General features: G+C 39.1%; 12 protein-coding genes and 4 tRNA genes. 9 read left to right on the top strand and 7 right to left on the bottom strand.

Annotated elements, in window-relative coordinates:
* The first annotated feature begins 152 nt into the window (after positions 1-152).
* The 4 genes from GQR38_RS07835 (at position 153) to GQR38_RS07820 (ending at position 6,106) form a co-directional block, all read left to right on the top strand.
* On the top strand, positions 153-1,184 hold the full coding sequence (locus GQR38_RS07835) for an isoaspartyl peptidase/L-asparaginase (RefSeq protein WP_121954328.1): 1,032 nt from the start codon (positions 153-155) through the stop codon (positions 1,182-1,184).
* A 272-nt stretch (positions 1,185-1,456) separates the two neighbouring features.
* The gene (gene hrpA, locus GQR38_RS07830) at positions 1,457-5,344 is read left to right on the top strand and encodes an ATP-dependent RNA helicase HrpA (protein WP_346774066.1); all 3,888 of its coding nucleotides are present in this window, start codon (positions 1,457-1,459) and stop codon (positions 5,342-5,344) included.
* A gap of 75 nt (positions 5,345-5,419) precedes the next feature.
* Positions 5,420-5,800 carry a response regulator gene (locus GQR38_RS07825; protein WP_007581064.1) on the top strand — a complete coding sequence of 127 codons (381 nt, stop codon included), beginning with the start codon at positions 5,420-5,422 and terminating at the stop codon, positions 5,798-5,800.
* 9 nt (positions 5,801-5,809) lie between these two features.
* Positions 5,810-6,106 (top strand): PilZ domain-containing protein, encoded by a 297-nt coding sequence (locus GQR38_RS07820; protein WP_007581065.1) that lies wholly within the window; start codon positions 5,810-5,812, stop codon positions 6,104-6,106.
* Positions 6,107-6,136: 30 nt separating this feature from the next.
* Here GQR38_RS07820 and GQR38_RS07815 read toward each other — a convergent pair whose 3' ends face one another.
* Positions 6,137-7,327, bottom strand: a complete 1,191-nt coding sequence (locus GQR38_RS07815; RefSeq protein ID WP_007581068.1) for a class I SAM-dependent methyltransferase — start codon at positions 7,325-7,327, stop codon at positions 6,137-6,139.
* Between the two features lie 139 nt (positions 7,328-7,466).
* On the opposite strand from GQR38_RS07815, the gene GQR38_RS07810 reads away from it, so the two are divergent.
* Positions 7,467-8,123 (top strand): HD domain-containing protein, encoded by a 657-nt coding sequence (locus GQR38_RS07810; protein ID WP_010555081.1) that lies wholly within the window; start codon positions 7,467-7,469, stop codon positions 8,121-8,123.
* 1 nt (position 8,124) lies between these two features.
* The gene (locus GQR38_RS07805; protein WP_101163309.1) at positions 8,125-8,565 is read left to right on the top strand and encodes a VOC family protein; all 441 of its coding nucleotides are present in this window, start codon (positions 8,125-8,127) and stop codon (positions 8,563-8,565) included.
* Here the strand turns inward: GQR38_RS07805 and GQR38_RS07800 are convergent.
* The gene (locus GQR38_RS07800) at positions 8,562-9,554 is read right to left on the bottom strand and encodes a two-component system response regulator (protein WP_007581075.1); all 993 of its coding nucleotides are present in this window, start codon (positions 9,552-9,554) and stop codon (positions 8,562-8,564) included. The genes GQR38_RS07805 and GQR38_RS07800 overlap by 4 nt on opposite strands.
* A 3-nt stretch (positions 9,555-9,557) precedes the next feature.
* Positions 9,558-12,890 (bottom strand): MHYT domain-containing protein, encoded by a 3,333-nt coding sequence (locus GQR38_RS07795; RefSeq protein ID WP_033012540.1) that lies wholly within the window; start codon positions 12,888-12,890, stop codon positions 9,558-9,560.
* A gap of 337 nt (positions 12,891-13,227) precedes the next feature.
* Here GQR38_RS07795 and GQR38_RS07790 point away from each other — a divergent pair, with 337 nt between their 5' ends.
* Entirely contained in the window at positions 13,228-13,866 is a 639-nt protein-coding gene (locus tag GQR38_RS07790; protein ID WP_165721443.1) for a SprT family zinc-dependent metalloprotease, read from the top strand.
* Positions 13,867-14,111: 245 nt separating this feature from the next.
* On the opposite strand, the gene GQR38_RS07785 is transcribed toward GQR38_RS07790, so the two are convergent.
* The 4 genes from GQR38_RS07785 to GQR38_RS07770 all read right to left on the bottom strand — a co-directional run bounded on the left by GQR38_RS07785 (position 14,112) and on the right by GQR38_RS07770 (position 14,598).
* A tRNA-Tyr gene (locus GQR38_RS07785) sits at positions 14,112-14,196 on the bottom strand.
* Positions 14,197-14,245: 49 nt separating this feature from the next.
* Positions 14,246-14,330: transfer RNA gene (locus tag GQR38_RS07780), tRNA-Tyr, on the bottom strand.
* A gap of 49 nt (positions 14,331-14,379) precedes the next feature.
* Positions 14,380-14,464 (bottom strand) — tRNA-Tyr (locus GQR38_RS07775).
* A 49-nt stretch (positions 14,465-14,513) separates the two neighbouring features.
* Positions 14,514-14,598 (bottom strand) — tRNA-Tyr (locus GQR38_RS07770).
* A gap of 112 nt (positions 14,599-14,710) precedes the next feature.
* Here GQR38_RS07770 and GQR38_RS07765 point away from each other — a divergent pair.
* Complete coding sequence (locus tag GQR38_RS07765) at positions 14,711-15,238, top strand: VC2046/SO_2500 family protein (RefSeq protein WP_007583698.1); 528 nt, start codon at positions 14,711-14,713, stop codon at positions 15,236-15,238.
* A 179-nt stretch (positions 15,239-15,417) separates the two neighbouring features.
* Positions 15,418-15,720, top strand: a complete 303-nt coding sequence (locus GQR38_RS07760; RefSeq protein ID WP_002961433.1) for a DUF6172 family protein — start codon at positions 15,418-15,420, stop codon at positions 15,718-15,720.
* The last annotated feature ends 103 nt before the right edge of the window (positions 15,721-15,823 follow it).

Raw genomic sequence — 15,823 nt, 5'->3', positions numbered from 1 at the left:
GACCATGTTTTTAATAAAATTGGTATTACAAACACGTAAAATTTTAAAAAGCGCCTTAAGGCGCTTTTTTTATGCCATTAAACTCACTTTAGTTGAAATTAAGCCCGCAACCATTCACATTAGTTTATAACTTTCCCATAAAAGAACTCATTATGAAAACACCCTTATTAGCAATTTTTGCGAGCAGCCTTTTTGCTTTAAGTAATAGCGTATTCGCTGCAGAGACTCCTTTTGCCATTGCGATTCATGGTGGGGCAGGGACAATAGAAAAAGCACGATTTACACCCGCTCAAGAAAAGCAGTACCGCGCTAAATTAACAGAGGCCGTAGAGACAGGTTATAAAGTATTGCACCAAGGCGGTGAAAGTTTAGATGCGGTAACTGCGGCAATTACAGTATTAGAGCAATCGCCTTATTTTAATGCAGGGCGTGGAGCGGTATACACTTACGATGGCGGGCATGAGCTTGATGCATCCATAATGGATGGTCGAAACCGTGAAGCAGGTGCCGTTGCGGGTGTAAAGCATATTGAGAGCCCGATTAAATTAGCGCGTTTGGTCATGAACAACTCTGTACACGTAATGCTTAGTGGGCAAGGCGCTGAGGAGTTTGCTAAAGAGCAAGGTGTTGAACTTGTCGAAAATAACTTATTTGATACCGAGCCTCGTTACAAAGCGCTTTTAAAAGCAAAACAAAAATTAGATAAAGCCAAAGCAACCAGTAAAGAGTACCAAGCCGCGCACAAAGCATTGCCTAACTCTTACAAAATGGGCACGGTTGGCGCAGTGGCGCTTGATAAAAACGGTAATTTAGCGGCAGGTACATCCACAGGTGGTATGACGGCAAAACGTTATGGCCGTGTAGGTGACGCGCCGGTAATTGGTGCTGGGACATTTGCTGAAAACGAATCGTGCGCAGTATCGGCAACAGGGCACGGTGAATATTTTATTCGCTATAACGTAGCGAGCGATATATGTGCGCGTGTTAAGTATCAAGGTAAAACCATAGCTGAAGCTGGAGATGAAGTTATAAACGGTGTGCTTAAGCCAATTGGTGGCACTGGTGGCGTTATTATTATTGATACTAAGGGGAATATTAGCTTGCCGTTTAATACCTCTGGCATGTATCGGGCAAGTAAATCGAATACGCAAGCGACCTACGTGGGCATTTTTAACGACGAATAAGCCAAAGTAATTTAATTAACCTCAACTCTGGTTAAGAGATTTACTAACATATTGAACCACAATGATATTTTAATTCATTTATTGCTAGCCAGTTATTTTCAGTGCAGTTAGCGCTGAAAATAACTGCTTGAGATAGATTTATTATTCGCAGTTTAGGTGAATCGCAGCGTTTATATAACAAACAACCCCGTGTTATGCATTTTGTAGGATTAACCCCGGCCGTTTAATTTGATACAATTATGGCTCTTTAACTAATTTTATAAGGTATGCGGGTGGTAAACCTAGGTCAGTTGTTTGGCGAGCTAAAAACGTGCTTGAAAAAAGATCAATTCATTTTCAAAAAACGCTTACATGGCGTAAAAAAAATAACAGATGAAAACAAGCATGCCAACGCGCTTGAAAAAATAGCGGCTGATATAACCCGTAGCCAAGAATTACGTGATAAACGCTTAGCGGGCCTTCCTAAAGTGACTTACCCTGAGCAATTGCCAGTAAGTCAAAAAAAGGAAACAATTAAAGACGCCATTGCAAATAACCAAGTGGTTATTATTGCAGGTGAGACGGGCTCAGGTAAAACAACTCAAATACCTAAAATGTGTTTAGAGCTTGGCCGTGGTGTTGATGGCTTAATAGGCCATACTCAACCACGCCGATTAGCAGCGCGAACGGTGGCTAACCGTATTGCTGAAGAAATGAAGTGCGAACTTGGTCAGCAAGTCGGTTTTAAAATTCGTTTTAGCGATCAGGTTTCTAATAATACGTACGTTAAACTCATGACTGACGGTATTTTACTGGCAGAAATTCAGCAAGATCGATTTTTAAACCAATACGACACCATAATTATAGATGAAGCGCACGAGCGTAGTTTAAACATCGACTTTATTTTGGGTTACTTAAAAAACCTACTTCCAAAACGTCCCGATTTAAAAATAATAATTACGTCTGCAACCATCGATCCTGAGCGCTTTTCAAAGCATTTTGATGATGCGCCCATTATAGAAGTATCGGGTCGTACTTTCCCTGTTGATGTGCGTTACAACCCAACGGCCGATATTAATAAAGAAGATATGGAAGCCGAGGGCGATCAGCTACAAGGTATTTTTGATGCTGTTGACGAACTGTGCGCGGAAGGTCCTGGTGACATACTGATATTTTTAAACGGTGAGCGTGAAATACGCGATACCGCTGATGCACTTAGCAAGCGTAATTTAAAACACACAGATGTATTGCCACTTTACTCGCGCTTATCTAACGCAGAGCAAAACCGTATATTTGCGCCACATTCTCGTCGTCATATTATTTTATCGACCAACGTAGCCGAAACGTCACTAACTGTGCCGGGTATTCGTTATGTCATAGACCCAGGTACTGCGCGTATAAGCCGCTACAGTTATCGTACAAAAGTTCAGCGCCTGCCAATAGAACCTATATCGCAAGCAAGTGCTAATCAGCGTATGGGTCGTTGTGGACGTGTTGAAGCGGGTATTTGTATTCGCTTGTACTCTGAGGATGATTTTTTATCGCGCCCAGAGTTTACCGACCCTGAAATACTGCGTACTAATCTTGCCTCAGTTATTTTGCAAATGTTGGCACTCGGGCTTGGTGATATGGCGCAATTTCCGTTTGTGCAAGCGCCAGATAGTCGTAATATAAGTGATGGTTTATCGTTATTAGAAGAACTACAAGCAGTAAAACCAGACAAACGTGATAGTAAAACGAGTTTAACCGCTTCAGGTAGAGAACTCAGCCGATTACCGGTAGACCCTCGTTTAGCTAAAATGGTGCTCACAGCTCACAAACTTGGCGCATTGCGTGAAGTGATTGTTATTGTGGCGGCGTTGTCGATTCAAGATCCACGCGAGCGCCCGCAAGAAAAACGTGCTGCAGCCAATGAAAAACACGGTCGCTTTGACGACCCAGATTCAGACTTTATCGCTTTTTTGAACTTATGGAATTACTTAGAAGAGCAGCAAAGCGAGCTGACTAACGGCCAGTTTAGAAAGCTGTGTCAAAAAGATTTCCTAGCCTATATGCGCCTGCGTGAGTGGCAAGATATTGTTTATCAAATAAGTACTGTGTGTAACGAAATGGGCATGAAAGCAACCAGCCAAGCGGCTGATGGCGAACTTGTTCATAAAGCGTTATTAAGCGGAATGCTGAGCCATATTGGCTTTAAAGATGAGAAGCAAATATACAAAGGTGCACGTAATAGTCAGTTTCATATTTTTCCGGGTTCAGGTTTATTTAAAAAGAGCCCTAAATGGATCATGTCAGCGGAGCTGGTAGAAACCAGTAAATTATATGCCCGCACAAATGCAAAAATAGACATTAACTGGGTAGAACCATTAGCGCAGCATTTAGTAAAACGTAGCTATACAGAGCCACACTGGGAGAAAAAACCAGGTGCGGTAATCGCGTTTGAGCAGCAAACTTTGTACGGCTTACTTGTCGTAAATAAACGCCGCTGTGTTTATAGCAACATAGACCCTAAAGTGAGCCGAGAGCTTTTTGTGCGCACTGCATTAGTTGAGCAAGAGCTGGGCTTAAACGAGGGCTTTTTAGCATTTAACAGTGAGCTTATTGAAGATATTCAAGTTCTGGAAAATAAGTCGCGTCGTCGTGATATTTTAGTTGATGAGCAAACGTTATTTGAGTTTTACGATAAAAAAATACCCAAAGAAATTAATAACCGCGCTGCATTTTTAAAATGGTATAAAACACAAAAACAACAAAATAAGCATTACCTACACATGACTCGTGAAGAGCTAATGCAGCATGGTGCAAGTAATATCACTGAGTTTGACTACCCTGACACATGGCAGCAAGACAATATTATACTGCCGCTTGCTTATCATTTTGACCCAGGCCAAGCAGTTGATGGCGTTGCGGTACAAATACCGGTAGCACTTTTAAATCAAGTACAAGAGAGTGGTTTTGACTGGCATATACCTGCATTTAGACATGAGCTAATAAGTGGGCTTATAAAGTCATTACCTAAATCGCTTCGCCGTAATTTTGTGCCAGCACCAAATTACGCAGATGCAGTACTTGCAGCTATTGAGCCAATGCAAGGTAGCTTAATTGATGCTTTAGCTATGCGCTTATTAAGAATGACAGGTGTGAGAGTTGATGCAGAAGCGTGGGATTTAACCGCGCTTGCACCGCATTTACGATTGCAGTTTGAAGTACGTGATGAACACGATAAGTTACTTGCTCGTGGACTTGATTTAGCCAAACTTAAAGCAGAGCTGCAAGGTGAAGTAACCGAAACACTGTCTAAAGTAGCCGATAAAGGCATTGAAAAATCAGACCTAACACAATGGGACTTTGGTGAGCTGCCAGCGTCATATGTTAAAAAACAAGGTCAATACGAAATAAAAGCATACCCTGCGCTGGTGGATAAAAAATCAGCCGCTGCAGTGGAGCTTTTTGATAGTGAAGCAAAAGCGCAGCAAGCGCATCAACAAGGTTTGCGCCGTTTAGTATTGTTAAATGTGCCGTCGCCAATTAAGTACTTACAACAAAACTTACCGAATAAGGCAAAGCTGGGTTTGTACTTTAACCCATTTGGTAAAATAGCTGATTTAATTGATGACTGTATCGCCGCAGGTGTTGATAGCTTATTAGTGAAACACGGCGATATACGCGATGAAAAAGTATTTGAAACAGTAAAAGAGCAAATACGAGGTGAGCTCGGTGATGCCGTTGTATCGATTGCAACGCAAGTTGAGCAAGTATTAAGTATTGCGCACGCACTGCATAAAAAAATGAAAGGGCGCGTTGATTTAACCATGATAACTGCGCATGGCGATATAAAATCACAGCTTGAGTCACTTATATTTAAAGGTTTTGTGAGCGCGCATGGCGCAGATAAAATAACGGATTTAATTCGTTATTTAAAAGCGATTCAAAAACGTTTAGAGAAGCTGCCTGTGGATCCAAATCGTGATAGGTTATGCGTACTAGAGTTGGATAAAGTTGCTCAAGAGTACAAAAAAGTAGTTAATAAAACGCCTAAAGGCTTGCCTATTCCACAAGAAGTAACCGCTATTTTTTGGATGCAACAAGAGCTTAGAGTGTCGTTATTTGCTCAAACGCTTGGAACTCCTTACCCAATTTCGGCTAAGCGAGTACTTAATGCGATAAAAGAGATAGAATAAAACTTGCATTTTCTATTAAGCTTAGTACCTTAATAGGAGGATTTATTTTTGTTTTGAAAAGGAAGTGACATAGTTATGTCCTCATCGATTGAACATAAAACAAAGCGACTTTTAGTGGTAGACGACGAGTATTTTAATTTTGAAATGCTCAAAGCAGCACTCGCGTCGAAATTTGATGTTAGTTATGCAGATTCAGGGCAAAGCTGTCTTGCATCGGCAATTGCGAGTCCGCCAGATATAATTTTGCTTGATGTTTGTATGCCTGGTCTTGATGGTTATGATACATGCCGAATGCTAAAACACACACCTGAAACAAAAAATATTCCTGTTGTTATGGTATCGGGCCTAGAGTCTCCATCTGAAAAACAAGCAGGGTTTGACGCTGGTTGTAACGCATATGTTGTAAAGCCATTTTCAGTGGGTGCTTTGTTGGAAGAAATTAACACGGTTTTTTAGAGGTAACGTATGTTTACTGATGATAAGCGAAATTTTAGACGCATGCAGATCAATACACCTGCAAATTTAACAACGATAGAACCAATAGCGGGTTTAAGTTTTGCCGCAGAGTGCGTGGATTTAAGCGCAACAGGTTTATCAATTCATTTAGATGAATTACTTGAACCTAATACATTACTGACGGTGAACATTGATTCGACTCACCCAAGTATTGCGCCTTTAAATGCAACAGCAAAAGTAATACGTGCCAGCAAAGAAGATGATGGCACGGTAACAGCAGGTCTTGAAATCATTCAGTTTAACTAACTTGAATCCAGTTAAACTCAATAGTAGATATTAAAAAACCTTACAGATTAAGCCTTTTAAGTAAAAGCCTTCAGGGTAGCTGCCAGCAATTGGGTGATCAGCTGCCTGGTTTAATCGCTCCATTATAAGTAGGTCTTTACCTGCATCAAGTGCTGCATCGGCTACTACTTTTTGAAATAAGTTTTGTTCCATTAAACCAGAGCATGAGAACGTTAGTAATGTTCCACCTGGTTTTAGTATTTGCATGGCAATCATATTGATATCTTTATAACCACGACACGCACCGGTTAGCTGCGCTTTATTATCAGCAAACTTTGGTGGGTCCATTACGATGGTATCAAACTGTCTACCTTCGTCGCGGTATTGGCGTAGTAACTTAAATACGTCCTGCTTAACAAAACTTACTTTATTTAAATCTAAGTTATTATGTTCAACATTACGTTTTGCTGTATCTAAAGCGGGTTGAGATACATCTACGTTAGTTACATGCTCACATCCACCACGCAGGGCGTACAACGAAAATGTACCTGTATAACTAAAACAGTTAAGTACCGTTTTACCCTTTGAAAAACGCTCAAGTGCGGCGCGGCTATCGCGTTGGTCTAAATAAAAGCCCGTTTTATGTCCATCAATTATATCGACTTCAATTTTAAAACCGTTTTCCTCAATAAGTACCGGCTGTGTTGGTTCATTACCCCAAAGAGCGCCTTTTATTGGCTCTAAGCCTTCTTTAGTGCGTACTTCTACGTCTGAGCGCTCGTATATGCTAGAACCTGGGAAAATAGACATCAACGCGCCAACAATCTCGCCTTTATGACGCTCGGCACCCGCACTTAGTAACTGACACACTAATACATTATCAAACTTATCGATTGTAACGCCTGGTAAGTAATCAGACTCCGCAGCACATAATCGAAACCCTGTTAATCCGCCTTCTTCTATTACTTGGCTACGTGCTTCTAATGAGCGACGTAAACGGCGTTCAAAAAAGTTTTGATCGATTACTTCTTTTTCGTCAAAGCTCCAAACACGTGCGCGAATTTGTGAGTGAGGGCTGTAAGCAGCAGTTGCTAAAAACTTACCTTCGCTATCGTGAATCGTTACTGTGTCGCCTAATCCAGGTTTACCTTTAATTTTTTTGATGGCTTTTGAAAATAACCAAGGGTGTTTTCTTTTTAATGATTTATCGCGACCAGCTTGTAGGTAAACGGCAGATGACATAAGGCTTCTCAGTAGTAATAAATAAGCGCTGTATTTTAGTCAAGCAAGGAGCAACATACAATGAATGTTTTGCAAGGGGGGCATAAAGCACGGTAAAGTACGGATAATTTACCGATTCATTAGCTTTTGGAACCTAATAGTGCCTGACGCCGTTTTAAGCCCCGATTTAAAAATACTTAATTCACAATGTAGAGAATTTATAACTTCTTTAGTGCATGCCGATGTAGCTCACGATATTACCCACATAGAACGCGTGGTACGTGTTGCGATACAGCTATGTAATGCAGAGCAGGCAAACATGTCGGTGGTATTACCTGCAGCGTGGATGCACGATTGCGTGGCAGTTGCTAAAAATCACCCTGATCGCGCAAAAGCCTCTACTATGGCAGCCGATAAGGCATTGGAATTTTTAAAATCTATTAATTATGACGAGTCACTTTTTGATGAGATTCATCATGCCATTGCCGCTCATAGTTTCAGCGCAAATATAAAAATTAAAACAGTTGAAGCGCAAATAGTACAAGATGCTGACAGAATGGATGCATTGGGCGCTATTGGAGTGAGTCGATGCATGAAAGTAGGCGGATCAATTTCTCGGTTATTGTATAACCCAGAAGACCCTTTTTGTATTGAACGCGAGGCTGATGATAAAACATACACGCTTGATCACTTTTTTATAAAGTTATTACATATTGCCGATAGTATGAATACGCCATCTGCTAAAGCAGAAGCGAATAGACGTACAAGGTATATGCATGACTTTTTAGAGCAATTAAAGTCAGAAATAGGTGAGTAACGTGAATAATACAAGCATACCTAAATTATCTGGGATTGATCATTGCCATTTAAATGTTGATAACTTGGTTGATGCCGTTAAGTGGTATGAGCGTGTTTTAGGTTTTAGTGTAGTACCCGAGCTTGCCTTTTGGGATGAGGACGGACGCGGCCCTTTAACACTTGAAGATACTAGTTCAACAACTCGTTTAGCACTTTTTGAAGGTGAGGGGCGTAGTAAAGGGATTGCATTTTTGGCCTCAGGGGATCAATTTATTCAATGGCGTAATCATCTTGAGGGTTTAAATATAAAAGTAGTTTTAGCAGATCATGGTGTAACGTTTTCTATGTACTTTAAAGATGAAAGCGGTAATAGCCATGAAATTACGTCACATGACTATCGTTATATAAAGTCTTACTATCCAAATGTTGAGCTTGGCTCTCACAGCGCTAAAAAGAATTAGCTTTCTTGATTTGAATTTTTTATAGCAAGAATATCGTCTAATTTTTTCACAAATAGTTCGATTAGAGCGGGATCAAAATGAGCTCCTGCTTGCTCTTGCATATGCAAAACTGTTTTCTCTACACTCCATGCCTCTTTATAAGGGCGTTTTGAAGTCAGAGCATCAAAAACGTCAGCAACGGCAACAATTCTACCTTCAATTGATATTTCTTCGCCTTTGATCCCGTTAGGATAGCCTGAACCATCCCATTTTTCGTGGTGTTCAATAGCAAGTTTATGAGCGAGTTGTAATAATGGCGATGAAGAATTTGCTAATATTTGTGCACCAATTATGGCGTGTTTCTTCATATGTTCAAACTCTTCAGAAGTTAACTTTCCTGGCTTGAGTAATATAGCATCAGGGATACCTATTTTCCCAACATCGTGCATTGGGGCGGCTTGGCGTAAAAGCTCTGCACTTTGCTCATCCATACCTAGCGCTAATGCTAATACTTTGCTGTATTGGCTCATACGCACTATATGTTCGCCAGTGTCAGTATCTTTATATTCAGCAGCACGGCCTAGACGTTGTACTAAATCTACATGTGCTTGTTTTAATTGCTCAGCTTGCACTAGCGATAAGTGAGTTTTAACTCTAGCTCTTACAATAGCAGGGCTTATTGGCTTAGTAATATAATCTACGGCACCAAGTTCAAAACCTTTAAATTCATCATTTTCGTCCCCCAAAGCTGTCACAAAAATAATGGGGATATGAGACGTTTTAGGATTGTTTTTTACCCGCTGGCAGACTTCAAACCCATTCATATCTGGCATCATTATGTCGAGCAAAATTAGCTTTGGTAGTTCTTTTTCAAGTAGTGCCAATGCGGCATCACCCGATTTAGCAAACGACATACGATATTGATTACCTAACACTTCGCGCATTACTTTTAGATTTGCAGGCTCATCGTCAACAATTAATACTCGTGGCCTATCTGTTGTAAAATCCATTAATTAATACTCATTGTTTGTTAGTTTTTCAAGTAAGGTTTCTAGTATTACGTGTGCTTTATCAAAATCAAATTCATCAAAGGCCTCGGCTATAGCATCAACATCATCTTGACAGTTAGCAGGTGCGCCGCGTTGCAGCTTTGCTAATAGCTCATCATTTAGCTCTGCGTTTTGTGCATCTTGATAAAGCGTCTTACACAGTGACTTAATTTCATCAATTGATAGCGTGTCAGAACTATTATCTTCAGGCTTACTACTTGGCTTATCGCAAGTATTAGATGACAGCAGTTGTGAGATGACAAGTAGCTCGTTTTTTATATCGTCTAAAGTACTAATAACTTTAGCGTCACTTTGTTTTTGCTCTAAATCGGTTAATAACTTCATTAATGTTATTAGGCCTAAGTTACCAGCAACACCTTTAAGTGTGTGAATGGTGCTATCGACATCTTTTATATTTGATAATTTATCACTGAATAATGTTTCGAACCGTTTATTACTGTCACTAATAAATTTAGTAATCTCTGTAAGTTGCTTACATTTAGAACCCCAAAGGGCTAACCCTTTTTCAAAATCTATATGCTGCGCTTTAGGATCGCTTTGCGATATAACCATTTCTTTTGCAATACCAAGACCAAGCACTTGTGCTATTTCTTGGTTTAGCTGATTTATATCGACGGGTTTATTTGCAAAGCCATTCATGCCTGCTTTTTTAGCCGTAAGCTTATCTTGTTGTAATACACTGGCTGTGAGCGCGATAATTGGCGTGTATTTAATTTGTCTTTGATTTTCTATTGCTCTTATTTTTTGTGTTGCCTCTATGCCATCACACAATGGCATATGTATATCCATTAAAATGACATCAAAGTCTTGTTCTTCAAATACTTTAATCGCTTCAAGTCCGTTAGATGCCTTGGTAACTGCATGTTGATCGCGTGACAGGAGTAAAGAAAGTAGTTCTGTATTTTGCTCTATATCGTCAACTACTAACACCCTAAGTGCAGGCAGTTGTGTGTGTAGACCATCAAAATGATCTATTTTAGTTTCGTCACCTAAAGTAAGCGGCAATGAAAAGTAAAAGCAGGTGCCTTTACCTAGCTCACTTACTAAGTTTATTGTTCCGCCCATAAGCTCTACAAGTTGTTTGCTTATGGTAGTACCAAGACCTGTACCACCAAAACGGCGAGTAGTAGTACCATCGGCTTGTTCGAAAGGTTGAAACACTGCTTGAATACGATCTTTTGCAATACCAATACCGGTATCTTGCACTTCAAAAAACAGATGCTGATTTTGTGTTATAGCAACAGTTACGGTAACAGAGCCTTTTTCGGTAAACTTAATAGCATTACCAATTAAATTAGTAAGTACTTGCCTGAGTCGATCTGGGTCACCGTAATAAGTAGCACTTACTGATTCTTTAATATGAAGTTTAAGTTCTAAATCTTTCTTTTTAGCTTCTAACCAAAAAGTAGAAATAATACTGTCTATTACTGGCTTTAAACTAAAGTGTATTGGCTCAATAGTGAGCTTACCGCGCTCTAGTTTTGCGGAATCGAGAATTTCATTTAATAATCTAAGTAATGAACGCGCTGCATTATTTACGGTAACTAAATGCTTTTGTTGTTCTTGATCAAGTGGGGTATCCATTAATAGATCGCTAAAACCTATTATAGAATTCATTGGGGTGCGTATTTCATGGCTCATATTAGCCATAAAAGATTGCTTTGCATAAGCAGCTTCTTCAGCTTTGAATTTAGCTTGCTCTAGTTTTTCTTCATATTCTTTGCGTTCTGTAATATCAACTAAAACACCATCAATCCACTTTGCTTGGCCTTGGGTATCAAAGTCGATGCTGCCTTTATCTAAAAGCCATAAGATTTTACCGCTTCTGTGGCGAATTCTGTATTCGATTGAATACTGACGTTTCTCTTCTACGGCTTTTGTGACGGCATCTACAATAGGTTGCTGGTCTGATTTTAAAACTAGATCGTTAAATTCAATGCAATGTTCAGTAAATTCATTAGGGTTATAACCCGTTAACTCGTTGATGCTCGGGCTGATAAAAAGCATGGTCCAGTTATCATCAAATTTACACCTAAAAGCCACACCTGGCATGTTATCCATTAAAGAGCGATACTTTTGCTCTTTTTCTTCAAGGCTTTTTTGTAAAGCTCGTTGCTCTGATAAGTCTGTTATGAAGCCTACGTATAGAGGATTTTGCCCTGGCTGATTAACTTCTCCAATCCCCAAACGAATCGGGAATAAGTGGCCATTTTTATGCTTTGCAAAAATTTCACGGTTAACACCGATTACTTTACCTAAATCAATATTTTTAGCTTTAGAAAGGTAGCTATCGTGATGCATCGCGATAGCATCATCCATTAGCATTTTAATATTATGATTTTGTACTTCATTTTCGTGCCAGCCAAAAATTTTACTGGCTGATTCGTTAAAACTTAAAATAATGCCGGTGTGATCAATCGTTACGATTCCATCAATGGCTGTGCCTAAAATTGCGTTTAAGCGAGACTCGTCGGCTGACTTTTCTTCAAGTAACATTTTATATCTGACCATGCCATTAAGTACCGCTACTACGCTTGTAATAGCAATCGTTGCAGTTGCAACCGCGATGGCTACAAAAGTGAGCCCAGCAGAAGCATTTGCGTCGTCATATAAAAGAGGAGATGTTGCAACAAAGCGTGTAGATGCCATGCCCATATAATGCATAGCAGCAACAGCAAAGCCTAATATTATAGCGCTGATGGCTCTATTTTGTAGGTATGATAGTTTTGGAAAAAATTTTTCAAGATTAAAGCGGCTATATAACGCTATAAACGAAAGAGCGACGGCAACTAAAATTGAAAGGCCAAAGGTCAGTGGGTCATAGCGCAACATTGGGGAAAGCTCCATTGCAGCCATACCGCTATAATGCATTGTACCAATACCAGCCCCTAGTAAGATGGAGCAAATGCTGAGCACTCTAAAGTTTCCATCACTATTTACAAGTATTGATACCGCATACTGACATGCTAATAAAGCAGGAAGAAAAGAGAGTAGTGTGATTGTTGGATCGTAGCTTATATTAGTACATAGCGAAAAAGCTAACATACCTATAAAGTGCATACTCCAAATACCAGAAGAAAATACAGTTGCTGCGGTTATATTTGCTAAACGTTGATAACGAGGGAATTTAGTCTCTTTTGCTAAATCAATGAGCTTTGTAGTAAAAAAAGCAGCAAAAATAGCTATTAATACAGACATTGAGACTAGAAGAGGGTCGTAAACCCCATTAAGTATTAGACTTGGATCTTGGTCTGTAATGAAGAAAGCTGATAGCATAACGGCTCGAAATATAATCTTTATTTTACAAGTTTAATCTAATTTACTAATAAATGAACCGTTATTTCTAATCGCGCTATAAAGTGACGAATTTTAACCAAGTTTATTTATTTTTTGTTATTGAAGTAAATAAAATATTTTAACTTTCAATTCAAATAAAACAGACGGCTCAATCTATAGCTTATTATAATAAAGTGGATTAGGAGTTAGGTGCGACTGTATGCCTAAGAGTTTAAAATTGATGGTAATATGGATTATATAAACGGATGCTATATTTAGAGTTTAAGTCGTGTTTGAATATCAACTAAAAAAGAGTACTAGACGCAAAACAGTCGCAATAAAAGTGCATAGTCAAAAGGTAACTGTGTATGCGCCACATTTTGTCGCAAAAAAACACATTGATACTTGGTTATTTGACAAACAAGAGTGGGTTGCAGAACAATTAAAAAAACAATTGTCAATTGATGACACTAAACAGTACCCTTTTGAATCTAAAAAAATAAGTGTTTTTTCAGAAACTATTTATTTGAAACTAGACTCAGGCCAAGATTCCAAAGTAACCCCGTATGATGACCACTTACTTATTACAATATCTCCTCGAGTTAAAAACACTAATCAAAAGTATCGACAGCTATTAGAGACTTATTTAAAAGAGCAGCTTATTGCTTACATAGAAATGCGTTTAGCGTATTTCTGTACTCAAATGGGTGAAGAGTTGCCAAATGATTTAAAAATAGGTGTTTATAAACGAAAGTGGGGGAGTTGTAATAGCAAGCGAGAACTCACTTTTAATTTACATCTTATAGGTGCTCCTTACCACGCTATAGATTATGTGATTGTTCATGAGCTTGCCCATTTAAAGTATTTAAATCATAGCAAAGCTTTTTGGCAGCGAGTAGAGGCGTTTTTCCCCGATTACAAAACATCATCTAATTGGTTAAAACAAAATGGTATGAGTTTACAGTGGGTGTTTTGATGTTACTGAATATAGGAATATAGGAATATAGGAATATAGGAATATAGGAATATAGGAATATAGGAATATAGGAATATAGGAATATAGGAATATAGGAATATAGGAATATAGGAATATAGGAATATAGGAATATAGGAATATAGGAATATAGGAATATAGGAATATAGGAATATAGGAATATAGGAATATAGGAATATAGGAATATAGGAATATAGGAATATAGGAATATAGGAATAGTAGAGAAGTGGTGGAGGGAGCTGGATTCGAACCAGCGAAGGCTGAGCCGTCAGATTTACAGTCTGATCCCTTTGGCCGCTCGGGAACCCCTCCACACTAATTTTATTGCATTTGGCCCCACTTAACTTAGCGGTAAGAAAAGTGGTGGAGGGAGCTGGATTCGAACCAGCGAAGGCTGAGCCGTCAGATTTACAGTCTGATCCCTTTGGCCGCTCGGGAACCCCTCCACACTAATTTTATTGCATTTGGCCCCACTTAACTTAGCGGTAAGAAAAGTGGTGGAGGGAGCTGGATTCGAACCAGCGAAGGCTGAGCCGTCAGATTTACAGTCTGATCCCTTTGGCCGCTCGGGAACCCCTCCACACTAATTTTATTGCATTTGGCCCCACTTAACTTAGCGGTAAGAAAAGTGGTGGAGGGAGCTGGATTCGAACCAGCGAAGGCTGAGCCGTCAGATTTACAGTCTGATCCCTTTGGCCGCTCGGGAACCCCTCCAATGCAACGGCGCTGATAATAGCAAATTGCGTATTTAAGTAAAGAAAAAAGCTAAAGAAAATTGAAATAAAGCCGATAAATATCTATCAGTTACCACAATCGGCTAAAGACTATGCAAATAGATGATTTGTTAATCACAGAGAGTCAGTTAAACAGTAGACTCAATAATAGTGTGCATGAAAATCGCCGTGGCGAATTTGCACTATTATTAGCGATGCTGTCACATGACGCACTCGACTTTAGTCAATTTCATTTACCAAAAACTGAAATAGATAATTTAGTTATAGAAGAAGAGGCGTTAAGAAAGCAATTTGGCGCAGGTCCAAAGCAACTTTTAGCTCCTGATGAATATAATATGTTGGTTGGACAATTTAATGCATCATTAATATCTCAAGAAGGAGCGCGCTGTGGTATGACAAGTATTAAGTTAAGACAATGCTTAAGCCCTGAACCACTTGCGATTAGAAATGATGATAAGCATATTCCACTTAATATAATAGATAACTGTGAGCTTGCCGTCAGAAGAAGAATTAAAAGCGAACAAACCCAACTAGCCAATCCCCCTATAGATGCAGCTGCTTTTTACGACAGCCTTAATAATGATGCAATACATCAACCACTTCAGCTCATTGCGGTGTGATATATGATTGTAATAATCACCAGTTAATATATGCTTTATAACGGGTCTGCTTTATATATTTGCTAATAATTGATTTAATGAAAAAAAAGCATCCAAAAATTAAATGCAATTGCTATAATGGCGTCAAATGGTATGACATGAAATGCCATTATCATTAAACCAAGGTAATTAGGAACGTAATGAAGAAAACATTCACGCTAAATCACGAGAAAATCAAATACCCTCGTATGGTTGATGCTGCAAAGCACGAAGTGAAAAAATATTTGAAAAGAGAGCGTAATAAAACGCTACCTGAAGATGCTGACTATTGGGCATTTGACTGTAAGTTTGGTAACACAGCTGAAGATGCGCAAGTTGTGCACGTTGCTGAATTAAGTAACCAAATTGGCGAAATTGAAAAGCAAGGTTTGACCTCTTTCTATGTAGAGATTTTAGCTCGACCTGCTCAACGTCAACAGTTAGATTTAGATGATGACGAATAACACTTAATTTAATTAAGTGTTCGAAGTTTTAAAATGAGCCCAAGTGGCTCATTTTTTGTTTTTATGCATTAAAGATTCACCATAAATCATTTTTATTAGTAAC

Source organism: Pseudoalteromonas sp. c7(2019), assembly GCF_011378625.1.
GTDB classification, from domain to species: Bacteria; Pseudomonadota; Gammaproteobacteria; order Enterobacterales; family Alteromonadaceae; genus Pseudoalteromonas; species Pseudoalteromonas arctica.
This window is presented reverse-complemented; position numbering and strand designations above follow the sequence as displayed.

What these genes read in the sequence shown, in the direction of transcription:
- GQR38_RS07835 (WP_121954328.1), top strand. Translation starts at nt 153, where the DNA reads ATGAAAACACCCTTATTAGCAATTTTTGCGAGCAGCCTTTTTGCTTTA.
- GQR38_RS07765 (WP_007583698.1), top strand. Translation starts at nt 14,711, where the DNA reads ATGCAAATAGATGATTTGTTAATCACAGAGAGTCAGTTAAACAGTAGA.
- GQR38_RS07800 (WP_007581075.1), bottom strand. Translation starts at nt 9,554, where the DNA reads ATGGATTTTACAACAGATAGGCCACGAGTATTAATTGTTGACGATGAG.
- GQR38_RS07815 (WP_007581068.1), bottom strand. Translation starts at nt 7,327, where the DNA reads ATGTCATCTGCCGTTTACCTACAAGCTGGTCGCGATAAATCATTAAAA.
- GQR38_RS07795 (WP_033012540.1), bottom strand. Translation starts at nt 12,890, where the DNA reads ATGCTATCAGCTTTCTTCATTACAGACCAAGATCCAAGTCTAATACTT.
- GQR38_RS07820 (WP_007581065.1), top strand. Translation starts at nt 5,810, where the DNA reads ATGTTTACTGATGATAAGCGAAATTTTAGACGCATGCAGATCAATACA.
- GQR38_RS07825 (WP_007581064.1), top strand. Translation starts at nt 5,420, where the DNA reads ATGTCCTCATCGATTGAACATAAAACAAAGCGACTTTTAGTGGTAGAC.
- GQR38_RS07760 (WP_002961433.1), top strand. Translation starts at nt 15,418, where the DNA reads ATGAAGAAAACATTCACGCTAAATCACGAGAAAATCAAATACCCTCGT.